This window comes from Streptomyces sp. Q2, from assembly GCF_056820935.1.
The window spans coordinates 33,325-52,123 of sequence record NZ_JBXEJE010000025.1 but is presented as its reverse complement, the minus strand read 5'-3'; the positions used below and the strand labels follow the sequence as shown (position 1 = coordinate 52,123).

General features: G+C 71.5%; 21 protein-coding genes and 1 tRNA gene. 10 read left to right on the top strand and 12 right to left on the bottom strand.

Annotated elements, in window-relative coordinates; translation table 11 throughout:
- Positions 1-55 precede the first annotated feature (55 nt).
- Entirely contained in the window at positions 56-508 is a 453-nt protein-coding gene (locus ACWBNA_RS27085) for a DoxX family protein (protein WP_482707127.1), read from the top strand.
- A gap of 236 nt (positions 509-744) precedes the next feature.
- Positions 745-1,371 carry a DedA family protein gene (locus tag ACWBNA_RS27080; protein WP_482707227.1) on the top strand — a complete coding sequence of 209 codons (627 nt, stop codon included), beginning with the start codon at positions 745-747 and terminating at the stop codon, positions 1,369-1,371.
- Positions 1,372-1,716: 345 nt separating this feature from the next.
- Here ACWBNA_RS27080 and ACWBNA_RS27075 read toward each other — a convergent pair whose 3' ends face one another.
- The gene (locus tag ACWBNA_RS27075; protein WP_383871305.1) at positions 1,717-1,947 is read right to left on the bottom strand and encodes a DUF2277 domain-containing protein; all 231 of its coding nucleotides are present in this window, start codon (positions 1,945-1,947) and stop codon (positions 1,717-1,719) included.
- Between the two features lie 144 nt (positions 1,948-2,091).
- Here ACWBNA_RS27075 and ACWBNA_RS27070 point away from each other — a divergent pair, with 144 nt between their 5' ends.
- From ACWBNA_RS27070 to ACWBNA_RS27060, 3 genes are all read left to right on the top strand, one after another.
- Positions 2,092-2,994, top strand: a complete 903-nt coding sequence (locus tag ACWBNA_RS27070) for a ketopantoate reductase family protein (RefSeq protein WP_482707126.1) — start codon at positions 2,092-2,094, stop codon at positions 2,992-2,994.
- Positions 2,995-3,024: 30 nt separating this feature from the next.
- On the top strand, positions 3,025-3,261 hold the full coding sequence (locus tag ACWBNA_RS27065) for a hypothetical protein (RefSeq protein ID WP_482707125.1): 237 nt from the start codon (positions 3,025-3,027) through the stop codon (positions 3,259-3,261).
- A gap of 211 nt (positions 3,262-3,472) precedes the next feature.
- Positions 3,473-4,465 carry an alpha/beta fold hydrolase gene (locus ACWBNA_RS27060; RefSeq protein WP_482707124.1) on the top strand — a complete coding sequence of 331 codons (993 nt, stop codon included), beginning with the start codon at positions 3,473-3,475 and terminating at the stop codon, positions 4,463-4,465.
- Positions 4,466-4,515: 50 nt separating this feature from the next.
- Here the strand turns inward: ACWBNA_RS27060 and ACWBNA_RS27055 are convergent, their stop codons facing one another.
- Positions 4,516-5,088 (bottom strand): GNAT family N-acetyltransferase, encoded by a 573-nt coding sequence (locus ACWBNA_RS27055; RefSeq protein ID WP_482707123.1) that lies wholly within the window; start codon positions 5,086-5,088, stop codon positions 4,516-4,518.
- Positions 5,089-5,192: 104 nt separating this feature from the next.
- Between ACWBNA_RS27055 and ACWBNA_RS27050 the strand changes: the two genes are divergently transcribed.
- Positions 5,193-5,537 carry a hypothetical protein gene (locus ACWBNA_RS27050; protein ID WP_482707122.1) on the top strand — a complete coding sequence of 115 codons (345 nt, stop codon included), beginning with the start codon at positions 5,193-5,195 and terminating at the stop codon, positions 5,535-5,537.
- A 45-nt stretch (positions 5,538-5,582) separates the two neighbouring features.
- On the opposite strand, the gene ACWBNA_RS27045 is transcribed toward ACWBNA_RS27050, so the two are convergent.
- A tRNA-Val gene (locus tag ACWBNA_RS27045) sits at positions 5,583-5,654 on the bottom strand.
- A gap of 257 nt (positions 5,655-5,911) precedes the next feature.
- Here ACWBNA_RS27045 and ACWBNA_RS27040 point away from each other — a divergent pair.
- The 3 genes from ACWBNA_RS27040 (at position 5,912) to ACWBNA_RS27030 (ending at position 8,416) form a co-directional block, all read left to right on the top strand.
- Positions 5,912-6,682, top strand: coding sequence for a DUF4097 family beta strand repeat-containing protein (locus tag ACWBNA_RS27040; RefSeq protein WP_482707121.1), 771 nt, complete (start codon positions 5,912-5,914; stop codon positions 6,680-6,682).
- 74 nt (positions 6,683-6,756) lie between these two features.
- Complete coding sequence (locus ACWBNA_RS27035) at positions 6,757-8,148, top strand: hypothetical protein (protein ID WP_482707120.1); 1,392 nt, start codon at positions 6,757-6,759, stop codon at positions 8,146-8,148.
- Between the two features lie 43 nt (positions 8,149-8,191).
- Complete coding sequence (locus ACWBNA_RS27030; protein WP_482707119.1) at positions 8,192-8,416, top strand: FmdB family zinc ribbon protein; 225 nt, start codon at positions 8,192-8,194, stop codon at positions 8,414-8,416.
- Positions 8,417-8,763: 347 nt separating this feature from the next.
- Here the strand turns inward: ACWBNA_RS27030 and ACWBNA_RS27025 are convergent, their stop codons facing one another.
- The 3 genes from ACWBNA_RS27025 to ACWBNA_RS27015 are packed head-to-tail and all read right to left on the bottom strand — an operon-like array spanning position 8,764 to position 13,252.
- Positions 8,764-9,579: an HAD family hydrolase gene (locus tag ACWBNA_RS27025; protein ID WP_482707118.1), complete on the bottom strand. Its 816-nt coding sequence runs from the start codon at positions 9,577-9,579 to the stop codon at positions 8,764-8,766.
- Entirely contained in the window at positions 9,579-12,062 is a 2,484-nt protein-coding gene (locus tag ACWBNA_RS27020) for a phosphoribosyltransferase (protein ID WP_482707117.1), read from the bottom strand. Before ACWBNA_RS27020 ends, ACWBNA_RS27025 begins: the two co-directional genes overlap by 1 nt.
- A 23-nt stretch (positions 12,063-12,085) precedes the next feature.
- On the bottom strand, positions 12,086-13,252 hold the full coding sequence (locus ACWBNA_RS27015) for an HpcH/HpaI aldolase/citrate lyase family protein (RefSeq protein WP_482707116.1): 1,167 nt from the start codon (positions 13,250-13,252) through the stop codon (positions 12,086-12,088).
- Positions 13,253-13,440: 188 nt separating this feature from the next.
- On the opposite strand from ACWBNA_RS27015, the gene ACWBNA_RS27010 reads away from it, so the two are divergent.
- Positions 13,441-14,211 (top strand): TerD family protein, encoded by a 771-nt coding sequence (locus tag ACWBNA_RS27010; protein WP_482707115.1) that lies wholly within the window; start codon positions 13,441-13,443, stop codon positions 14,209-14,211.
- An 86-nt stretch (positions 14,212-14,297) separates the two neighbouring features.
- Here ACWBNA_RS27010 and ACWBNA_RS27005 read toward each other — a convergent pair whose 3' ends face one another.
- The 6 genes from ACWBNA_RS27005 to ACWBNA_RS26980 all read right to left on the bottom strand — a co-directional run bounded on the left by ACWBNA_RS27005 (position 14,298) and on the right by ACWBNA_RS26980 (position 18,713).
- The gene (locus ACWBNA_RS27005) at positions 14,298-15,035 is read right to left on the bottom strand and encodes a TerD family protein (RefSeq protein WP_482707114.1); all 738 of its coding nucleotides are present in this window, start codon (positions 15,033-15,035) and stop codon (positions 14,298-14,300) included.
- Positions 15,036-15,130: 95 nt separating this feature from the next.
- The gene (locus tag ACWBNA_RS27000) at positions 15,131-16,276 is read right to left on the bottom strand and encodes a DUF475 domain-containing protein (RefSeq protein WP_482707113.1); all 1,146 of its coding nucleotides are present in this window, start codon (positions 16,274-16,276) and stop codon (positions 15,131-15,133) included.
- 49 nt (positions 16,277-16,325) lie between these two features.
- A complete protein-coding gene (locus tag ACWBNA_RS26995) occupies positions 16,326-16,901 on the bottom strand; it encodes a TerD family protein (RefSeq protein WP_482707112.1) in 576 nt (191 codons plus the stop codon).
- Positions 16,902-16,999: 98 nt separating this feature from the next.
- Positions 17,000-17,575, bottom strand: a complete 576-nt coding sequence (locus tag ACWBNA_RS26990; protein ID WP_482707111.1) for a calcium homeostasis/redox stress adaptation protein — start codon at positions 17,573-17,575, stop codon at positions 17,000-17,002.
- Between the two features lie 113 nt (positions 17,576-17,688).
- Positions 17,689-18,147: a peroxiredoxin gene (locus tag ACWBNA_RS26985; RefSeq protein WP_482707110.1), complete on the bottom strand. Its 459-nt coding sequence runs from the start codon at positions 18,145-18,147 to the stop codon at positions 17,689-17,691.
- A 128-nt stretch (positions 18,148-18,275) separates the two neighbouring features.
- On the bottom strand, positions 18,276-18,713 hold the full coding sequence (locus ACWBNA_RS26980; RefSeq protein WP_217240558.1) for a DUF3052 domain-containing protein: 438 nt from the start codon (positions 18,711-18,713) through the stop codon (positions 18,276-18,278).
- Positions 18,714-18,799: the final 86 nt, after the last annotated feature.

The following is an 18,799-nucleotide window of genomic DNA, read 5'->3' as shown; positions in this document are numbered from 1 at the left end:
CGTCCCCCGACCGGTCCGCCCATCGGACCGGCCCGACCGAAGGAGTACCCCCCACATGACCGCTCGCCTCAACAGCGCCCAGCCGTACGCACTCGGCCTGTTCCGCATCGTCGTAGGCCTGCTCTTCGCCTGCCACGGCGCCTCCTCGTTATTCGGCGTCCTCGGCGGCGCCGACGGCAGCGGCGGCACGGTCGAGACCGGCGCCTGGCCCAACTGGTACGCGGCCGTGATCGAGCTGGTCGGCGGCTCGCTCGTCCTGCTGGGCCTCGGCACGCGGGCCGCCGCGTTCGTCTCCTCGGGCGCGATGGCCTACGCCTACTTCAAGGTCCACCAGCCGAACGGCCTGTGGCCGATGGAGAACAGCGGCGAGGGCGCCGCGATGTTCTGCTGGGCCTTCCTCCTGCTGGTCTTCACCGGGTCCGGCGCCTTCGGCGTCGACCGGCTGTTCGCCAACCGCTCCACGGCGGCGGACAAGTCGGCCACGGAACAGACGCCGGTCGCGGCCTGACCCCTCGGCCGCCCGCGAACGACGGCACCCGTCCCCGCGCGCTCACGCCGGGACGGGCGCCGTCGCGTGTCAGCCCGGTGAACATACGGTGCCGAACCCACGAGCCCCCCGTGAATCTCCTGTCGGACCCGACGCGTACGCTGTATGGCTGTTGAGGCCGCCCCTGCCGCTCCCCCGCGACATCGCGGCACGGTCTGGCCACGGGGGACCACGGGGAGTTCGCGGTGCTGGAAAGCATGGAGAGTGTGGGGCTGCTGACCGGCAGTCCATGGATCTACGCGGTGATCGGCGCATCCGTCCTGCTGGACGTGTTCCTGCCGGTCCTGCCGAGCGGCGTCCTCGTCATCGCCGCCGCCACGGCGGCTGCCGCCGGCACCGGCGCGGCGACCGGCCAGGTCGCGGCGCACGAGGTCCCCGACATCATGGCCCTCATCCTCTGCGCCGCGACCGCGTCCGTGCTGGGCGACCTGGTCGCGTACCGCCTGGCCTGGCGCGGCGGGGCCCGCCTGGACCGCGCGATCGCCCGCTCCCCCCGGCTGACCACCGCGCAGGAACGTCTCGGCGCGGCCCTCGCCCGCGGTGGCGGCGTCCTGGTCGTCCTCGCCCGATTCGCCCCCGCCGGCCGCTCGGTCGTCTCCCTCGGCGCCGGCGCCGCTCACCACCGCGCCCGCGACTTCCTCCCCTGGTCCGCTCTCGCGGGCCTGTCCTGGGCGGCCTACAGCGTCGCCCTCGGCTACTACGGCGCCCAGTGGCTGGGCACGACCTGGCTGGCGACGGGAGTCTCGGTCCTGGCGCTGTTCGGTGCGGGAGCCGGAGCGGCATACGTGATGAGACGCCGCCCGGAACCGGCGAAGGCACCGTAGCGACGGGCCGGGGCCGAGGCCGCCGATCGCGGGTGCCGGGGCCACTCCAGAGGTCGAACCCACGAGCCGCCGACGCCACCCCTCCCCACAGCCCCAGGCAGCCGGAACGGGCGAAGGCGCGGAGCAGCGGGCAGCCGACGCACGCATTCCGCGGACACCCACACCGCCAGTCCGTGGGCCGCCCACACCGTCCGCCCGCAGCAACGGGCCACCGACGCCGCACTCAGTCAGGCGGCACCCGGCAGCGTCGGACCGCGTGGCCCTGGACCGCGCCTGGCGGGCGGGCGGCCGGGCACTGCCTCCGCCCGGCGCCACGTTCGGGCACCCGGCGGATCCCGGCCCGCTCTACCCGGCCCGCTGCGCGGCGGAGCCCCGTACCTCCAGGCCGGCCAGGAGTTCCGCCGTGGCCTCGGCGATCACGTCGACGGCCCGGTCGAACACCTCACGGTTGTGCGCGGCGGGGGCCCGGAAGCCGGAGACCTTGCGGACGTACTGCAGGGCGGCGGCCCGGATGTCCTCCTCCGTCGCCTCCTCGGGCAGGACGGGTGGACGAAGCGTCTTGATACTGCGGCACATGTCTCCAGTCTCGCCCCTGCCGGGGAAGACCGCCGGGCCTTGCCCCGATTTTCACGGACGACTGCGACCGCCGAGCCCGGCCTGCGATGATCACTGCGAGGCGGCCACCGTTCCGGGGCCGACCGAAGAGAGGAACCCAGCATCATGGCGTACGACGAACCGACCGTGGCCGTACTCGGCCCCGGCGGCACCGGCGGCCTCCTCGCCGCGCTCCTGTCCCGTGCCGGTCACCGTGTGATCTGCCTGGCCGGCGAGGAGACCGCCGACACGCTCCGCACGGCCGGAATCCGCGTCCGCAGCGAGAGGTTCGGCGACTTCACCGCCCGGGTGGAGGCGGACACGACCCTGCGCGAACCGGTCGACGCCTGCGTGGTCGCCGTCAAGCACACGAGCCTCGACGCCGCCCTCGACAGGGTCCCGCCCGCGGCCCTCGGCGACGGTCTGGTCGTACCGCTCCTGAACGGTGTGGAGCACCCCGCGACCCTCCGCACCCGCTACCGCCCGGACCGCGTGGCCCCCGCCGTCATCCGCGTGGAGTCGACCCGGGTGGCACCGGGCGTGATCGAGCACGGCAGCCCCTTCGCCGAGGTCGACCTCACCGGCGACGGCGTCCCCCGCGAGCGCCTAGACGCGCTGGCGGAGGCTTTCACCGCCGCCGGTCCGACCACCCGCGTACTGCCCGACGAGTCGGCGGCCCTGTGGGCGAAGATGTCGTTCCTGGCACCGTTCGCACTGCTGACGACCCGTCACAAACTCCCGCTGGGCGACGTCCGCACGAAGTACCGCGAGGAGTTGGCGGCCCTGGTGGAGGAGACCGCCGAGGTCAGCGCCGCCTGCGGCGGTCCGGCGGACCCGGCCGGGGCACTCGCCCGCTACGACGGCTTCCCGCCCGCGATGAAGTCGTCGATGCAGCGCGACGCGGAGGCCGGCCGCCCCCTCGAACTGGACGCGATCGGCGGGGCGCTGCTGCGCGCGGCCGAGCGGCACGGCGTGCCGGTGCCCGTAACGACCCGCCTGGTACGGGAGTTGAGGGACGCCGGCCACTGAAGCGGGCCCCTCCTCGTGCCCGCGGCCGGCGTGCGGCTCCCTGACGAGCGGACCGACCGCACCGCCCCCGAGGTCACCTCGGCCTGGCACGGCCGGGTCCACGGCGAGACGGAGAACGGTCCGGTCGCCCTCGACGCCCGCACGGGCGAGGACGCTCCGACCAGCCCCGGCATCGCCCCGGTCCCGGTCAACGGGTCGGCGGCCCTCGCCCTGGAGCAGGAGGACGGCCGGAAGGACAACCTGTTCGTGTTCGCCGCCACCGGCTGAGCGAGCGACGCACCGGGGCGGCCGGCCCTCGCCGCCCCGGTGACGCTCCTCCTCCACCCCCAGCCATTGCCCCGTGCCGGTGTCGGTGTCGGTTTGCCGAACCGGCAACAATCCTCGCCCCCGGTCGCCGCCGGGCCGCAGGATCGACGTACGAGCCGCAGCACGGCCGCCGTGGGCGTGCCGCCGCACCCGACGCACGTACGGAGGACGCATGCCGCAGGCCCCCCAGCTCAAGGACGTCACCCACCACCTGCTCCCCGCCCCCGCCGGCCGGATCCACGCGGCGGCGCTGGGCGAGGGACCGCTGGTCCTGCTGCTGCACGGCTTCCCGGAGTCCTGGTACTCGTGGCGTCACCAGCTGCCGGTCCTGGCGGCCGCCGGCTACCGCGCGGTCGCCGTGGACGTGCGCGGATACGGGCGTTCGTCGAGGCCGGACGCGGTGGAGGCGTACGGGATGCGCCACCTGGTGGCGGACAGCGCGGCCGTGGTCGAGGCGCTCGGCGAGCGGTCCGCCGTGGTCGTCGGACACGACTGGGGCGCGACGATCGCGGCACACTGCGCGCTGCTGCGGCCCGACGTGTTCCGCGCGGTCGGCCTGCTGAGCGTGCCGTACTCGCCGCCCGGCGGCCCGAGGCCGAGCGAGATCTTCGCCCGGCTGGGCGGCGGCGAGGAGGAGTTCTACGTCTCCTACTTCCAGGAGCCGGGCCGTGCCGAGCGCGAGATCGAACCGGACGTACGCGGCTGGCTGGCCGGTTTCCACGCCGCCCTCTCGGCGGACACCATGCCGGCGCCCGGCGCCCCCGACCCGCACTTCGTGAGTCCCGGAGGAACCCTCCGCGACCGCTTCCCGGCCCACCGCTTGCCCGCCTGGCTCGGCTCCGCGGAACTCGACGTCTACGCCGGAGAGTTCGAGCGCACCGGCCTGACCGGCGCCCTGAACCGCTACCGCGCCATGGACCACGACTGGAAGGACCTCGCCGACCTCACCGGCGCCCCCATCCGTCAGCCTTCCCTGTTCCTCGGCGGCACCCTGGACGCCTCGACGACCTGGCTGGCGGACGCGATCGAGGCCTTCCCCGCCACCCTCCCCGGCCTGCGCTCCTCCCACCTCCTCGACGGCTGCGGCCACTGGATCCAGCAGGAACGCCCCGAGGAGGTCAGCCGCCACCTCACTGCCTGGCTGGCCGCCCTGCCCGCCGACTGAGCGGCGTGGCGATGGGTTTCGGGGCCCGCCGGGTCTGTGCGTCGGCCGGTTCAGCGCAGGTCGAGCCGCATCAGGACCCGGGGATGACCGGCCAGCACGGAGCTGGTGTCGGCAGCGTGGACGAACCCGGCGCGCTCGAAGTTCTTCCGGATCCCGGCGTACGCCATCGTCAGGTCGACCTTGGCGTCCCCGTTGTCGAGCGGGTACGCCTCGACCGCCGGCGCGCCGTGGGCACGGGCGAAGGCGACCGCGCCGGCGATGAGGGCGTGGGAGATCCCCTTCCTCCGGTGTCCGGGGCGTACGCGGACACACCACAGGGACCACACCGGCAGGTCGTCGACGTGCGGGATCTTGCGGCTGTGCGCGAAGGACGTGTCCGAGCGCGGCGCCACGGCCGCCCAGCCGACCGGCTCGTCACCGTCGTAGGCGAGCACCCCCGGCGGGGGTCCCGCACGGCACAGCTCGGCGACGTACGCACCGCGCGCCGGCCCGCGCAGTTCGTTGTTGAGCCTGGAGGGGATCCGGTAGCTCAGGCACCAGCAGACGTTGGCCCCGGGTGCTTTCGGGCCGAGCAGCATACGGACGTCCTCGAAGGCCGAAGCCGGTCGCACCTCGATGGTCATGGCACCACCGTGGCTCGGCGTTCCGGGCGACGCGAGCACACCCGTTCGCATGAACCACCCGAAGGCACTCGCCACCCAAAATCGAACAGGCGTAGCATTGTGCCGTGGCTACGACCTATGACTTTCCGAGTGACCTCCTCGCCGGTCAGGAGGAGCTGCATCAGGTCCGGGCCGAGCTGTCGGCCCTGCTCAAGCGGCTTCCCTGGTCGGTCGAGCCTCTGGACGGCTTCAGTGACGCGGGCGGCTGGCGCAAGGTGGAGCGCCCCGCCTCCCCCGGCTGGACGGCCGACGAACAGGCCGCGGTGGAGAAGCTCCGTCGTCGGGAGCACGAACTGGCGGTCTTCGTGAGCGGCCACCGCTTCTGGGCGGAGATCGCGGGGCCCGAACTGGTGGACGCGCGCATGAGGCTGAAGCACGCCCACGAGACGCCGGAGAAAGAGGGTTCCTGAACCACGAAGACCCCGGCCATGATCGGCCGGGGTCTTCTCCTGGTGTGGGCGCGGACGGTTTCGAACCGCCGACATCCTGCTTGTAAGGCAGGCGCTCTACCCCTGAGCTACGCACCCGAGACGAGTCGACAGCCTACATTGCCCGGGGCACTGCCCCGCAAACCCGTATCGCGGCCGGCATCCCCCGCTGCCAGCCCCCACCGGCATCCCTGGCCGGCATCCGGGTCGGCATCCGGGTCGTCCCCCAGACCGGCCCGGGGGTTAACCCCACCGGGGATCCGGGAGCGGCCCGGATGCCCGCGCCGGCCCCGGATCCGTACGGTCGAAGAGCGTCGCAGCAGGAGCTTCGCCGCTTTTCCCAGGGGGAGATCGTCATGGCCCGTACCGTTCCCGTCCGTGCCGTCGCCGTAGCCGGTGTGGTCGCGGCTCTCGTCGCCGGTGCCACCGCGTGTGGTGCCGCCGCCGCGGATGACAAGGACCCCGACCACCGGTCCTTCGCCCTGCGGGGCGAGACGCTCACGATCGACTCCGACGACTCCGCACTGGAGATCGTCGCCGCCGACTCGCACAAGGCGGGCACGGTCGACGTCACCCGCTGGTTCCAGGGCTCGGTCGCCCTCGGCAAGGACCCCGAGGTGACCTGGTCCATGAAGGACGACCGGCTGAAGCTGCGGCTCAAGTGCACCGGCGTGGTCGCCGACTGCGCGGCCAAGCACCGGATCGAGGTGCCGCGCGGAATCGCGGTGAACGTCGTGGACGGCGACGGCAGCGTACGCGCGCGGGGCTTCGAGGACGCGCTGAACATCCGTACCGGCGACGGCAGCGTGCGCGTCACCGACTCCAGCGGCCCGCTGGAGCTGCGCACCGGCGACGGCTCGGTGCGCGCCGAGGTCTCCTCGCGCCAGGTGCGCACCCGGACCGGCGACGGCTCCGTCCACCTCGAACTGGGCGCCGTACCGGACCTGGTGGAGTCCCGCAGCGGCGACGGTTCCGTGACGATCGCGCTGCCCGACGCCACGTACCGGGTGACGGCCGAGACGGGCGACGGCGCCGAGGACATTTCGGTGCCCCGGGACGGCTCCAGCTCCCATGTGGTGTCCGCGCGGACGGGCGACGGCAAAGTAACGGTCCGTACGGTGAACTGACCGGCCCGTGTGTTCGTCCTTAACCGGTGGGAGAATGACAGCGGGCAAGGTCGAACACAGCACGGGAGAGGGATGTGACGGCGACACCTTCGCAGCCGTACTCGCCGTTGGTGCCGCACGCACACCATCCTGTGCGTCACGCACTGCGGGACACCCTCACCCTGCTCGGACTGCCGCTCGTGGTCGCGCTCGCGCTGCCCACCGCCTTCGCGAGCGGCGGGGGCAGCGGCACCCGACGCTGGTTCGGCGGGCGCGCGGAGAGCCAGCGGGCCGAGGCGCAGTCCGCGAAGGACGCCGCCGCGGCCGCGTTCTACGAGCTCGACACCGCCCAGCGCGATCTGCGGATCTCGATAGAGACCATCACGGCCGTCGACGACTCCCCGGCCGCCCGGCGCGCGGTCGCCGACTTCCAGGCGATCAGCACCCGCATCGACGAGGCCAGCTTCCAGTACATCAACGCCGTCGACGCGCACGACCTCGACCGCGACGACCTGGAGGCCTCGGCCGCCGCGCAGGCCCGCACCGAACTCGCCCGGGCCAAGGACGAACTGGGCCGGGTCAAGCAGGAACTCGACCGGTTCACGGCCGGGCTCGGACCGCTGCTCGGCAAGGCCGAGACCCAGCTGGCCCGTCTCGCCCCCGCCGTCGAGCGGGCCCGGCAGGGACTGCTGGCGGCGTCGAACGCGCTCGACGCGGTACGGGAATCAGGGCTGAAGGCCGACGACCTGGCCGCCCGGCTCGCCACGCTCGCCCCCGAGCTGACCAAGCTGAACCAGGGCGCGGGAGCGCACGGCGTGCCCCAGACGCTGGAGCGGGCCGAGCGCGTGGCGCGAGAGGCCGAGTCGGTCCGGGTGGAGGCCGAGCGGCTGCCGGAGCGGGCCGCCGAGATCGACCACCGGCTGGTCTCCCTGCGCACCCGCGCCCAGGCCCTCACCACCCGCGCCGAACAGGTGGACCCGGTCCTGAGCGAGCTGCGGCGCCGCTTCGTGGCCGCCTGCTGGCAGGACCTCCAGCACGTGCCCGACCAGGCCGCGGAGAACGTGGCGCAGGCCGAGCTGAAGCTGCGCGAGGCCCGCGCCGCCCGCGACGAACAGCGCTGGCCGGACGCGACCGCCCTGCTGTCCACGGTCCGGGCGCTGCTGAACACCACCGACGAGGCCGTCTCCGCCGCCGGGGACCGGCTGCGCCGGCTGAACGAGGTGCAGAAGGACCCGCGGCAGGAGATCGACCGCACCCGCTTCGCCATCCGCGACGCCCAGCGCCTCGCCATGGCCGGCCGCAACACCCCCGACCCCCGCCACGCCCGCCCCCTGGACGACGCGGTCGCCCGCCTCGACCGCGCGATCGGCACGCTGGAGGGCCGCCACCCCGACTACTGGCACTTCCTCACGGAGACGGAGGCGGTCCGGCAGACGGTGGCACGGGTCGTGGGTCAGATCCGGGACGAGCGCGGGTCCGGGCACTGACTCGTCCCTGCGACACCGGCCGGACGCCGGTTAACCTGTGCGCATGCCTCGCTATGAGTACCGCTGCCGGACCTGCGGCGACACGTTCGAACTGAGCCGTCCCATGGCGGAGTCCTCCGCCCCTGCCGACTGCCCCTCGGGCCACGACGACACGGTCAAGCTCCTGTCGACGGTGGCCGTCGGCGGCTCGGCCTCCGCACCCGCCCAGGCACCCCGGTCGGGCGGCGGTGGCGGGGGCGGCTGCTGCGGCGGGGGCTGCTGCGGCTGACCGCGTTCATCGGCGTACGGCTGCCGCGGCCAATCGCCTTCGTCGGCCGATCACGATCGTCGGCGTGTCCGACCGAGTCGGGTGGTGGGTGGGCACAGGCCGGAGGTCTGGGGGCGGAGCCCACAGGAACGCGCACCCCCACCGGGGATCAGCGCCTGATCCACGGCGGTCGGCCGCCGCGGCCGACCACGCTCATCGGCGCACGGCTGCCGCAGCGGTCGGCGTCGGGCCGCCGCAGGCTGGTGCGGGGCGTGAGCGCCAACCCGTAGGCCTCAAGGCCCTCCAGCCGTACCCACGCTCACCGGCTCAAGGCCCTCCCCCGCACCCACACCCACCCGCTCAAGCCCTCACACGGCCCCTTGCCGTGCTTCCCGCAGGAACTCCCGCAGGATCCGCTCCCCCGCCAGCACGCCCCGCTCCGGCAGCGCGCTGATCATCGGGGCGCTCCAGTCGGCCTCGGCCAGCTCGCCGTGGCCCGGGCGCCAGCCCCGGTCCGCCGCCAGGAGCAGGTCGGCGTCGAGGAGGGAGTCGCCGGCGGCGAGGGTGAGTTCGGCGCCGGTGCGGCGGGCGACCTCGCGCATGGCCGCGCTCTTGGTGAGCGGCTTCGGGACGGCGTAGATCTTGCGGCCCTGGAGAGAGACCGTCCAACCGCGGTTCTCCGCCCAGACGGCGAGTTCCTTCACCCACTCCTCGGGGAGCAGTTCGCGCTCGACGACCAGGTAGGCGAAGAGGTCCTCGGCGATCCGGTGCTTGCGCACCCAGAGCGGGTCGGCCGTCGTCATCAGGTGCTCGCGCACCTCGTCGAGCGGTGCGCACTCGTCGGCCAGCCGGGCCGTGACCCGCGCGTGCCAGTCGGGGTCGGAGACCCCGTCCACCAGGAGGTGGCCACCGTTGGCGCAGATCGCGTAGGTGGGCTCGGGGCCCGGCAGGTTGATGCGCTGGTACTGCTTGCGGGTCCGGGTCGTCGTCGGCACGAAGACCGCCGCGTCGCCGAGTTCGGCGAGCAGGCCGGCGGCCGTCTCCGTCATGTAGGACAGCGGTCTGCTCTCGTGCACCTCGACGCACAGCAGCCGGGGCGCCCGCGCGTCCGGCATGGTCAGGGCGAGGGCCGCGGCGGAGTAGATGAGCGTACGGTCGAGGTCACTGGCCACCAGCACCGGCATCAGACCGTCACCGCCTTGCCGTCGGCGCCCGTCGCGCCCCGCGTGTACTTGGGGTGGATCAACCCCACGCAGGTGTACGGGAGTTCGGCGACCTCTTCCACCGGGACACCTCTCTGTTCGGCCAGCAGACGCACGTGGTCGAGGTCGGCGCCCGCCCCGGCCCGCGCGAGGATCTTCCAGGGCACCCGGCGCAGCAGCACCCGCGTGGTCTCGCCGACGCCGGGCTTGACGAGGTTCACGTCGTGGATGCCGTACTCCTCGCTGATGCGCTCGACGGCCGCCCAGCCCTCCCAGGTCGGGGCGCGGTCGCCGGAGAGCAGTTCCTTGGCCTGCGCGTCCACGGCGTCCACGACGTCGGGGAAGCGGGCGGCGACCGCGTCCAGGAAGGCCACCGACACGTCCGCGCCGGCGAGTTCGCGGTAGAACTTCGCGCCGTGGAAGTCGTTCGGGCCGACCAGGTCCGCGCGCAGGACGGTGCGCGAGATCAGGCCGGACACCGTGGAGTTGAGGCACGCGGACGGTATGAGGAAGTCCTCGCGGGTGCCGTACGTCCGCACGCAGGAGCCCGGGTCGGCGAGCACCGCGATCTCCGGGTCGAAGCCGGCCGCACCGCCTGCGGCCTCGAACTCCTCGACGGCGTCGGCGAGTTCGCGGGTGATGGCGCCCTTGCCGGTCCAGCCGTCGACGAAGACGACGTCACGCGGGTCGTGGTGGGCGGCCAGCCAGCGCAGCGCGTTGGCGTCGATGCCGCGGCCGCGCACGATGGAGACGGCGTAGTGCGGCAGGTCGAGGCCGTGCCGGAACTGGGCCCAGCGGCGCATCAGCACGCCGATCGGGGTGCCCGCGCGGGCGAGGGAGACGAGCACCGGCCGGGGGGACCGCTCGGCGAGGACGAGTTCGGTGACCGCGCCCACCGCCACCGCCAGCCGCTCCGCCGACGCGTCCAGCGCGGTGTGGAAGAGCTCCTGGTACTGCTCGCTCGGCTGGTACTCCACCGGCAGTGACTCGGCGTAGTGCGCGCCGCCGCTCTGGATGGCCTCCTCGCGCTCCTCGGTCGGCGCCTCCAGCGTCACGTCCGAGAGGTCCTGGAGCAGCCAGCCGACCTCCTCGGGCGGGTACGAGGAGAAGGCGGGGCCGCGGAGGGGCTCGGGCAGCATGGCGGTTCTTTCTCCAGGGGTGACGGCGGCGTACGGCGGCTCGGGCACGTAGGCGGGCACGACCGCGAGGACGACGTGCGGGGTGTGGGCGGCCAGCCGGTCCAACAGGCCGCCGGGCGCGTGCAGTCCGGGCGTGTCGGCGGCCGAGTCGACGACGGCGACGACAGCGTCGAAGCCGCCGCCCGCCACGTTGTAGGCGTAGCGCTCGCCGGGGCCGTCGGCCGGGTCGTCGTGGGCGGGGAAGACGAGGCGGCTGCGGATCGCGTAGCCGGGGTCGTCGACCGCGAGGACGGGTGAGCGGGTGGTGGTGGAGTAGCGCACCTCGGCGCCGACGGTGTCAGCGGTGTCCGCGAGCTGCTCCAGCTCGCGGGCCAGCCGCAGCGGCGCGTACATCAGCTCCTCGAAGCCGAGGACGAGCACCCGCCGGGCGTCCGCGGGCAGCGCCTCGGCGAGCCGGGCGGCCATGGCGGGCAGCGCGCCCTCCAGGCGTATTCGGTGCTGCGGCGTGAAGCCGTGCCGTCCGCCGTCGGGCAGGCCGCGGGGCCAGTGCAGGTCCACCCGGGTGATCCGGCCGTGCGACGCCCCCTCGGACGCCGTCGGCGCCGCCGCCTCGTACCGGGCGACCAGTTCCTGCCCCTTCTCCAGCACCCCTTCCGGAAGCCGTACGGTCCCCGAGGCGGCCGTCACCAGATCCACCCGGGCGCCGATCTCCCGGGCGAAGACGTCCAGGCGGCCGGCGTCGGCCGGCGAGCGCATGTCGACGAGTGCGACCACCACGTACCGTCCGCGTGGATAGCGGGCGTGCAGGTCACGGATGGTGTTGAGGACCGTGTTGCCGGTGGAGAACTCGTCGTCGACCAGGACCAGCGGACCGTCCCCGGCCAGCAGCGCCGGGTCCTGGGGCAGCAGCAGGTGGGAGGTGGCGTGCGAGTGGGCCTCCTCGAAGCCGCCGGCCGGGGCGAGGCCCTCGACCGGGCGGCGGGTGGAGTGCAGGTAGGGGGCGAGGCCCAGGCCGTCGGCGACGGAGTGGCCGAGGCCGGTGGCGGTCTCCGCGTAGCCCAGGACGACGGCCCTGCGGGCCTCGTCGGCGCCGAGCAGCTCGCGGACCCGGCGGCCGAGGGTGAAGCCGTGGCCGTAGACGACGGACGGCGACTGCGGGACGTGCTTGCCGAGCACGTTCGACACGAGCAGGTGCGCCCGCTTGGGGTTGCGGCGCAGTGCCAGCCCCAGCAGACCGGTCAGCTCGTCGTCGCCCACCAGTTCGACACCGAGTCGCTCGGCGACCCAGCTGCCGGACCAGACGGCCTTGTTCACTGCGTGATTCATGCGTCCCTTGGTGTTCAGCGGTCTCAATCGGGGATTCCGGCCGCGAGCAGCTCCACGAAGCCGATGTCCTCGTTCGCCACACCGAACACCTCGGCACGCAGCAGGGTCCGCTCGGCCCAGGCGCGGTGCGGCTTCACTTCATTCATTTTGTTCGTGTACGCCGACTTCAGCACACCGCCGCCGCCCCGCTCGGGCCGCAGGATGTCCTGGGCGTCACTGAACTCCTCGTGGCTGACCACGGAGAGTGCGTGCACGGGGAGCACGTGGGAGGGGTGGATGCAGGTCTTGCCCTGCAGGCCGTTGGCCTGGTCGAGGGTGATCTCGCGCAGCAGGCCGTCCATGGAGTGTTCGATGAGCGCCTCGCGCAGTTCCTCGGCCTTGCCCTCCAGGAAGGGGCTGCGGCGCAGCTGCGGCTTGAACATACGCTCCTGGACGCGGAAGTACTCCCACACCGGTCCGGTGACCGTGAACCCGGTGCCGTCGGCCCGGCCCATCATGTTCACCACGTCGGCGATCACGGAGGCGACGACCTGGACGTCGTAGGCGGTCATGTCGGGCGCTCTGCGCAGGCCGTACGAGGAGCAGAAGTCGGTGACGCCCAGGCGCAGGGCCAGGACACGCTCGCGGTACTTGTCGACCGCGCGGGAGATGCCCTCCAGGGTGTCCACCCGCGACTCCCGGTACAGCAGCTCGGGCGACTCCAGCACGGGCATCGCGAAGAGCCGCCGGCCGCTCGCCGTCTCGGCAGTCGCCAGCGCCTCCAGGAAGGGGATCCCGCGCTCCTCGGTGAACTTCGGCATCACGAATCCGGACAGCAGCCGGGCGGCGGGGCCGAGACGCCGTACGAGGTCGGGGATCTGCTCGGGGATACGGACCCGGATGAACAGCAGCGGCGGGTCCACGCCGTCGCGTGCGGCGAGGTCCGTGAACTGTCGTACGAGGTTCTCCTCGGCGTCCGCGACTTCGTCGTCGCCGATCGAGTCCTCCAGGCACAGCACCATCGAGACCACGCCACGCCCGGTCTGCTTGACGATGTCGTCGGCGAGCCGCGGCCGCGTGGCCGGACTGTAGAGCGTGGCGCCCAGGGCCACGGCGAGCAGCCGGGCCGGGGAGTCCGCGGTGAACTCGCAGGGCTCCAGGTGGAAGAGGCGCTGCCGCACCTCAGGGGCGATGTGCCCGAAATGACGCATAGAACTCCCCCGTGGATGCTGATCGGCTCCTGCGGCTGTCCACAGGTGGCCGGTAATAGTACGTAGGGATCCATGTCACAGGTTCCCGCACGGCATGAATTTCAGGTAACGCGAACACGCACAGCCAAACACACGGATCTGCCCACCCCGCGTTGTCGTGACCAGGACCGAGAAGGCAGGATGACCGCATGACGCACGCGATGCTGAAGGGGTCGAACGTCCCGCTCGAAGCCACAACGGTACGCGCCGTGCTGCGCTGGGCGCCCGGGCAGGGGGTTCCGGTCGTCGACGCCTCGGCACTGCTCCTCGGCCCCGACGGTCGTGTGCGATCCGACGAGGACTTCGTCTTCTACAACCAGCCCCGTCATCCCTCGGGGAAGGTCTGGCTGCTCGGCAAGAAGCGTGTCGCCGAAGGGCCCACGGACACGATCCAGACAGATCTGGCCGGTGTCGAGTCCGATGTCAGCCGGATTCTGCTGGTCGCTTCGGCGGACGACGTCACCTTCGACCGCGTACAGGGCCTGCGCATCCTGTTGTACGACGCCGCCCTCCCCGACGGTGAGCCGCTGGCCCACTTCGACATCAAGCCGGAGACCGGCGAGGAGACCGCCCTGATCTGCGGCGAGCTGTACCGCCGGGGCGAGGGCTGGAAGTTCCGCGCGCTGGGCGAGGGCTACTCCAACGGGCTGCAGGGCCTGGCCACCGACTTCGGCATCGCGGTGGACGAGTCGGAGGAGCAGCACGGTCCGGACGCGTTCGTGACGCAGTCGCCGCCGGAGACCTCCCAGCCCCTCCCCCCGGAACAGCCCACGGTCGTCCCGACCCAGCCGGCCTACGGCTACCCCCAGCAGCCGGCGCCCACGGTCCAGCCGGCCTACGGCTACCCGCAGCCGGTGACGGCGGTGCCGAGCCACGAGTTCCGGCTGCCGCCGCAGGGCCCTCAGTTCATCGGCCGCTAGCTCAAACGCCCAACGGGACACCCACGCGGCGCGGGCCGCGGGACGGCCCGGCCCGAGCTCCCGGGTGAACCGGCCGGGGCTCGGCGTCAGCGTTCCGCCTTCGCCTTGTACCCCCGCCCCCACTGCAGTCCCCACCCGTACAACCGGTCCAGCTCCGCCTGGAATCCGTACACGAACTTCACTTCCCGCCGGACGACCAGTTCCCCCTTGACGTTCTCGATCAGCACCACCGCGCACGACCGGGCCTGGGGGTGCCGCTCGTCGAGGCCTATCTCGATCCGCGGGCCGTTGCTCGGATACAGCGTGACGATCGCGTGGGTACGGTCGAACGCCGGCGTCTGGTCGTAGATGTACACGAACACCAGCAACCGCTTGATCTCGTCCCGGTGGTCGAGGTTGACGTACATCGTCTCCCCGGACGCCGACCCGAACCGGTCGTCCCCGCTGAGCTTCACGTACGGCGGCCCGTTGACCTCCCCGAGGTAGCCCCCGAGCGGCTGCACGACGCCCTTGGTGCCGTCCTGGAGCTCGTACAGGCATCCCAGGTCGAGGTCGACGTTGACCATGCTCTGGCTGTGTCCGAGGACCTCCGGCGGCTTGAGCGCCCTGAAGGGGTGCCGCAGCAGGCTCTCCCGCTGGGAGCCGCCGAAGTCGGACGTCCTCATCCGCCAGGCCAGGTTGACGCGCAGGTGCCCGGTGGCCGCGCCCTGCTTGGTGAGGGAGACCTGGCTGTGCCGTTTGGTCAGCTCGATGGAGTTGGTCGCCGCGTTGCCCGAGTCGAAGTCGGACTCGCGCCCGCGCCAGAGCCCGTCGAAGAAACCCATTCCCGCCCCCACCCTCACGTCAAAGACCGGCGGGGCGGCGCCGAGGAGTCGCCTCGTCGCCGCCCCGCACAGAGCGTTCCTCACCCCGGGGGGTGTCACACCCCGGACGACACCTCAGTCTTGTCGTCCGAGCCCGCTTTTCCCTCGGCCGCTGCCAGTGCCTTGTTGCGGCGCACGGAGGACCAGAAGGACCAGGCGATCAGGAAGACACCGATGAACCCGGTGATGAGTTCACTGATCTGGTACTGGATGGTGACCAGGAGGAGCACGGCGAGGGCGCCGATCGCGTAGTGCGCGCCGTGCTCCAGGTAGACGTACTCGTCGAGGGTGCCCTGGCGGACGAGGTACACGGTCAGCGACCGGACGTACATCGCGCCGATGCCCAGACCCAGCGCCATCAGGACGATGTCGTTGGTGATGGCGAAGGCGCCGATCACGCCGTCGAAGGAGAAGGACGCGTCCAGGACCTCGAGGTAGAGGAACATGAAGAACGCGGCCTTGCCGGCCATGACGACCGCCGAGCGGGGCTTGCCCGCGCGTTCGGCGGCTTCCTCCTCCTCGTGCTCGCGCTCCTCCTGCTCTTCGAGCCTGTCTTCGAAGAAGCCGGAGAGACCGCCGACGATCATGTAGGTGATGAGGCCGCCGACACCGGAGAGGAGGACCGTCTCCGCCTTGTCGACGTGGGTGCCGCCGTGCTGGTGGGCGTGGGTCGCGAAGGTCATCGCGGAGATCAGCAGCACGACCAGGGCGATGCAGACCGACAGCATGTCGACCTTGCCGAGCTTGGCGAGCGGCCGCTCCAGCCAGCCCAGCCACTTGATGTCGCGGTCCTCGAAGATGAAGTCGAGGAAGATCATCAGCAGGAACATGCCACCGAAGGCGGCGATCGACGGGTGAGCGTCGGTCACCAGCTGCTCGTAGCGGTCCTTGTCGGTGAGGGCGAGATCGACGGCCTCGATCGGACCCATCGAGGCGCTGACGGCGACGATGACGACGGGGAAGACCAGTCGCATGCCGAAGACGGCGATGAGGACGCCGACGGTGAGGAAGATCTTCTGCCAGAAGGCACTCATCTTCTTCAGGATTCCGGCGTTGACCACTGCGTTGTCGAAGGACAGCGAGATCTCGAGGACGGAGAGGATCGCCACGATTCCGAAGGCGGTCCACCCCCCGTAGAAGACCGCCGCGACGAGGCCGAGCGCGGTGACCGCGAACGACCAGCCGAAGGTTTTCAGAACCACTGGCTACCCAATCCTGTAAGTACGGGTCATTACCGCGCCGTACTCGGCTTTACGAAACGTTGACTCCGAAGTCTAGAGCGATGCCCCGCAAGCCCGACGCGTACCCCTGCCCCACAGCTCTGAACTTCCATTCGCCCTGGTAGCGGTAGACCTCACCGAAGATCATCGCGGTCTCGGTGGAGGCGTCCTCGGAGAGGTCGTAGCGGGCGAGTTCCTGGCCGTCCGCCTGGTTGACCACCCGGATGAAGGCGTTGCTGACCTGGCCGAAGGTCTGGCCGCGGTTGTCGGCCTCGTGGATCGAGACCGGGAAGACGATCTTGTCGACGTTGGCGGGCACCTTGGAGAGGTCGATCAGCAGCGACTCGTCGTCGCCCTCGCCCTCACCGGTGAGGTTGTCGCCGGTGTGCTCGACCGAGCCGTCCGGGCTCTTGAGCTGGTTGTAGAAGACGAACCACTCGTCGCCCAGCACCCGCCCGTTGTTGCACAGCAGTGCGCTGGCGTCGAGGTCGAAGGGCGCGCCGGTGGTGGAGCGCGCGTCCCAGCCGAGCCCGATCATCACCTGGGTGAGGTTGGGTGCGGCCTTGGACAGGGAGACGTTGCCTCCCTTGGCGAGCGTGACGCCCATGATGCTGGTCCCTCCCCGAGAGTGCTTCTCTGCTTGTCCTGCACGTCCGGCGCCGCACGTAAACGGTGCGGCGCCGGACGGTGAGACCCGAGGGCCGGTCAGACGTTGACGCCGAAGTCCTGGGCGATGCCGCGCAGACCCGAGGCGTAGCCCTGGCCGATGGCGCGGAACTTCCACTCCGCGCCGTGGCGGTAGAGCTCACCGAAGACCATGGCGGTCTCGGTGGAGGCGTCCTCGGAGAGGTCGTACCGGGCGATCTCGGCGCCGCCGGCCTGGTTCACCACGCGGATGAACGCGTTGCGCACCTGGCCGAAGGACTGCTGGCGGTTCTCGGCGTCGTAGATCGACACCGGGAAGGTGATCTTTTCGACGTCGGCCGGGACGGTGGCGAGGTTGACCTTGATCTGCTCGTCGTCGCCCTCGCCCTCACCGGTGAGGTTGTCGCCGGTGTGCTCGACCGAGCCGTCCGGGCTCTTGAGGTTGTTGAAGAAGATGAAGTTCGCGTCGCTGGAGACCTTGCCCGAGGAGTCCAGCAGCAGTGCGCTGGCGTCCAGGTCGAAGTCGGTGCCGGTGGTGGTGCGGATGTCCCACCCGAGACCGATGATGACCGCGGTCAGGCCCGGAGCCTCCTTGCTCAGAGATACGTTGCCGCCCTTGCTGAGGCTGACTCCCACGAGTCCTCCATTGGTGTCCAGGGGCGGGGAGCCCCGCCGTGCGTTCGATGTCGGATCAACGAGTCGATCCTAGTGACGGGTTCCCGCACCACGCATGGCGTGGAACCGAAGAATCACAGGGTGTCGAGCGCCTTGACGTACTCGTTCAGGTCACGCGCGTCCGGCAGGGCGTTGACGACGGTCCAGCGCACGATCCCCTCCTTGTCGATGACGAAGGTGCCGCGCACCGCGCAGCCCTTGTCCTCGGCGAAGACGCCGTAGGCGCGCGAGACCTCGCCGTGCGGCCAGAAGTCGCTGAGCAGCGGGTACTCCAGGCCCTCCTGCTCGGCGAAGACGCGCAGGGTGTGGATGGAGTCGTTCGAGACGGCGAGCAGCTGGGTGTCGCGGTCGGCGAACTGCGGCAGGTGGTCACGCAGCTCGCACAGCTCGCCGGTGCACACGCCGGTGAAGGCGAAGGGATAGAAGAGCAGTACGACGTTCTTGCTGCCGCGGAAGTCGGACAGCTTCACGGTCGCGCCGTGGTTGTCCTTGAGCTCGAAGTCGGGGGCCTTGTCGCCGACCTGGATCGCCATCGCCTCGGATGTCCCTTCGTGGGCTGTTCGGGTGAGAACACCCTACGCAGCGGTCACCGAGGGCCTTCGGACGGGCTGGGGAGTCTCGGCCACTGCCGAGCGCAGCCCAGCCCGTCCGGCGCTGCGGGCTACTTCTTGGACTTGGCGGCCTTCGGCGTCACCAGCCGGCTGCCACTCCAGTCCTTGCCGACGCTGACGCTCTTGGACGCGGACAGCCCTGCCGTGGTCGCGGCTTCAGAGATGTCGCTCGGCTCCACGTAGCCGTCCCGGCCGGTCTTCGGGGTCAGCAGCAGGATCGAACCGCCCTCTTCGATGTACGTGATGGCATCCACCAGTACATCGGTCAGGTCGCCGTCCTCGTCGCGGAACCACAGCACAACGGCGTCGGCGACGTCGTCGTATTCCTCGTCCACGAGGTCTGTGCCGATGACTTCCTCAATGGCCTCGCGGAGTTCCTGGTCTACGTCGTCGTCGTAGCCGATCTCCTGGACCACCTGCTCGGGCTGGAACCCCAGCCTGACGGCAGGGTTCGTCCGCTCCTCCGCGTGGTCCGCGGTCGCGCTCACGGGTTGCCTCCTGATCATGTCTTGGTGAATGTCTCAGCCACGCGCGTGCGCGAAGCAATGGCCGTAGTCCACACGGGCGGGACGGA

Bases quoted from the DNA above. Each gene is read 5' to 3' on its own strand.
- ACWBNA_RS27015 (WP_482707116.1), bottom strand. From the start codon at position 13,252: ATGCGTCATTTCGGGCACATCGCCCCTGAGGTGCGGCAGCGCCTCTTC.
- ACWBNA_RS27030 (WP_482707119.1), top strand. From the start codon at position 8,192: ATGCCTCGCTATGAGTACCGCTGCCGGACCTGCGGCGACACGTTCGAA.
- ACWBNA_RS26985 (WP_482707110.1), bottom strand. From the start codon at position 18,147: ATGGCGATCCAGGTCGGCGACAAGGCCCCCGACTTCGAGCTCAAGGAC.
- ACWBNA_RS27025 (WP_482707118.1), bottom strand. From the start codon at position 9,579: ATGCCGGTGCTGGTGGCCAGTGACCTCGACCGTACGCTCATCTACTCC.
- ACWBNA_RS26995 (WP_482707112.1), bottom strand. From the start codon at position 16,901: ATGGGCGTCACGCTCGCCAAGGGAGGCAACGTCTCCCTGTCCAAGGCC.
- ACWBNA_RS27040 (WP_482707121.1), top strand. From the start codon at position 5,912: ATGGCCCGTACCGTTCCCGTCCGTGCCGTCGCCGTAGCCGGTGTGGTC.
- ACWBNA_RS27005 (WP_482707114.1), bottom strand. From the start codon at position 15,035: ATGGGTTTCTTCGACGGGCTCTGGCGCGGGCGCGAGTCCGACTTCGAC.
- ACWBNA_RS27010 (WP_482707115.1), top strand. From the start codon at position 13,441: ATGACGCACGCGATGCTGAAGGGGTCGAACGTCCCGCTCGAAGCCACA.
- ACWBNA_RS27060 (WP_482707124.1), top strand. From the start codon at position 3,473: ATGCCGCAGGCCCCCCAGCTCAAGGACGTCACCCACCACCTGCTCCCC.
- ACWBNA_RS27055 (WP_482707123.1), bottom strand. From the start codon at position 5,088: ATGACCATCGAGGTGCGACCGGCTTCGGCCTTCGAGGACGTCCGTATG.
- ACWBNA_RS27085 (WP_482707127.1), top strand. From the start codon at position 56: ATGACCGCTCGCCTCAACAGCGCCCAGCCGTACGCACTCGGCCTGTTC.
- ACWBNA_RS27070 (WP_482707126.1), top strand. From the start codon at position 2,092: ATGGCGTACGACGAACCGACCGTGGCCGTACTCGGCCCCGGCGGCACC.
- ACWBNA_RS27020 (WP_482707117.1), bottom strand. From the start codon at position 12,062: ATGAATCACGCAGTGAACAAGGCCGTCTGGTCCGGCAGCTGGGTCGCC.
- ACWBNA_RS27080 (WP_482707227.1), top strand. From the start codon at position 745: ATGGAGAGTGTGGGGCTGCTGACCGGCAGTCCATGGATCTACGCGGTG.
- ACWBNA_RS27075 (WP_383871305.1), bottom strand. From the start codon at position 1,947: ATGTGCCGCAGTATCAAGACGCTTCGTCCACCCGTCCTGCCCGAGGAG.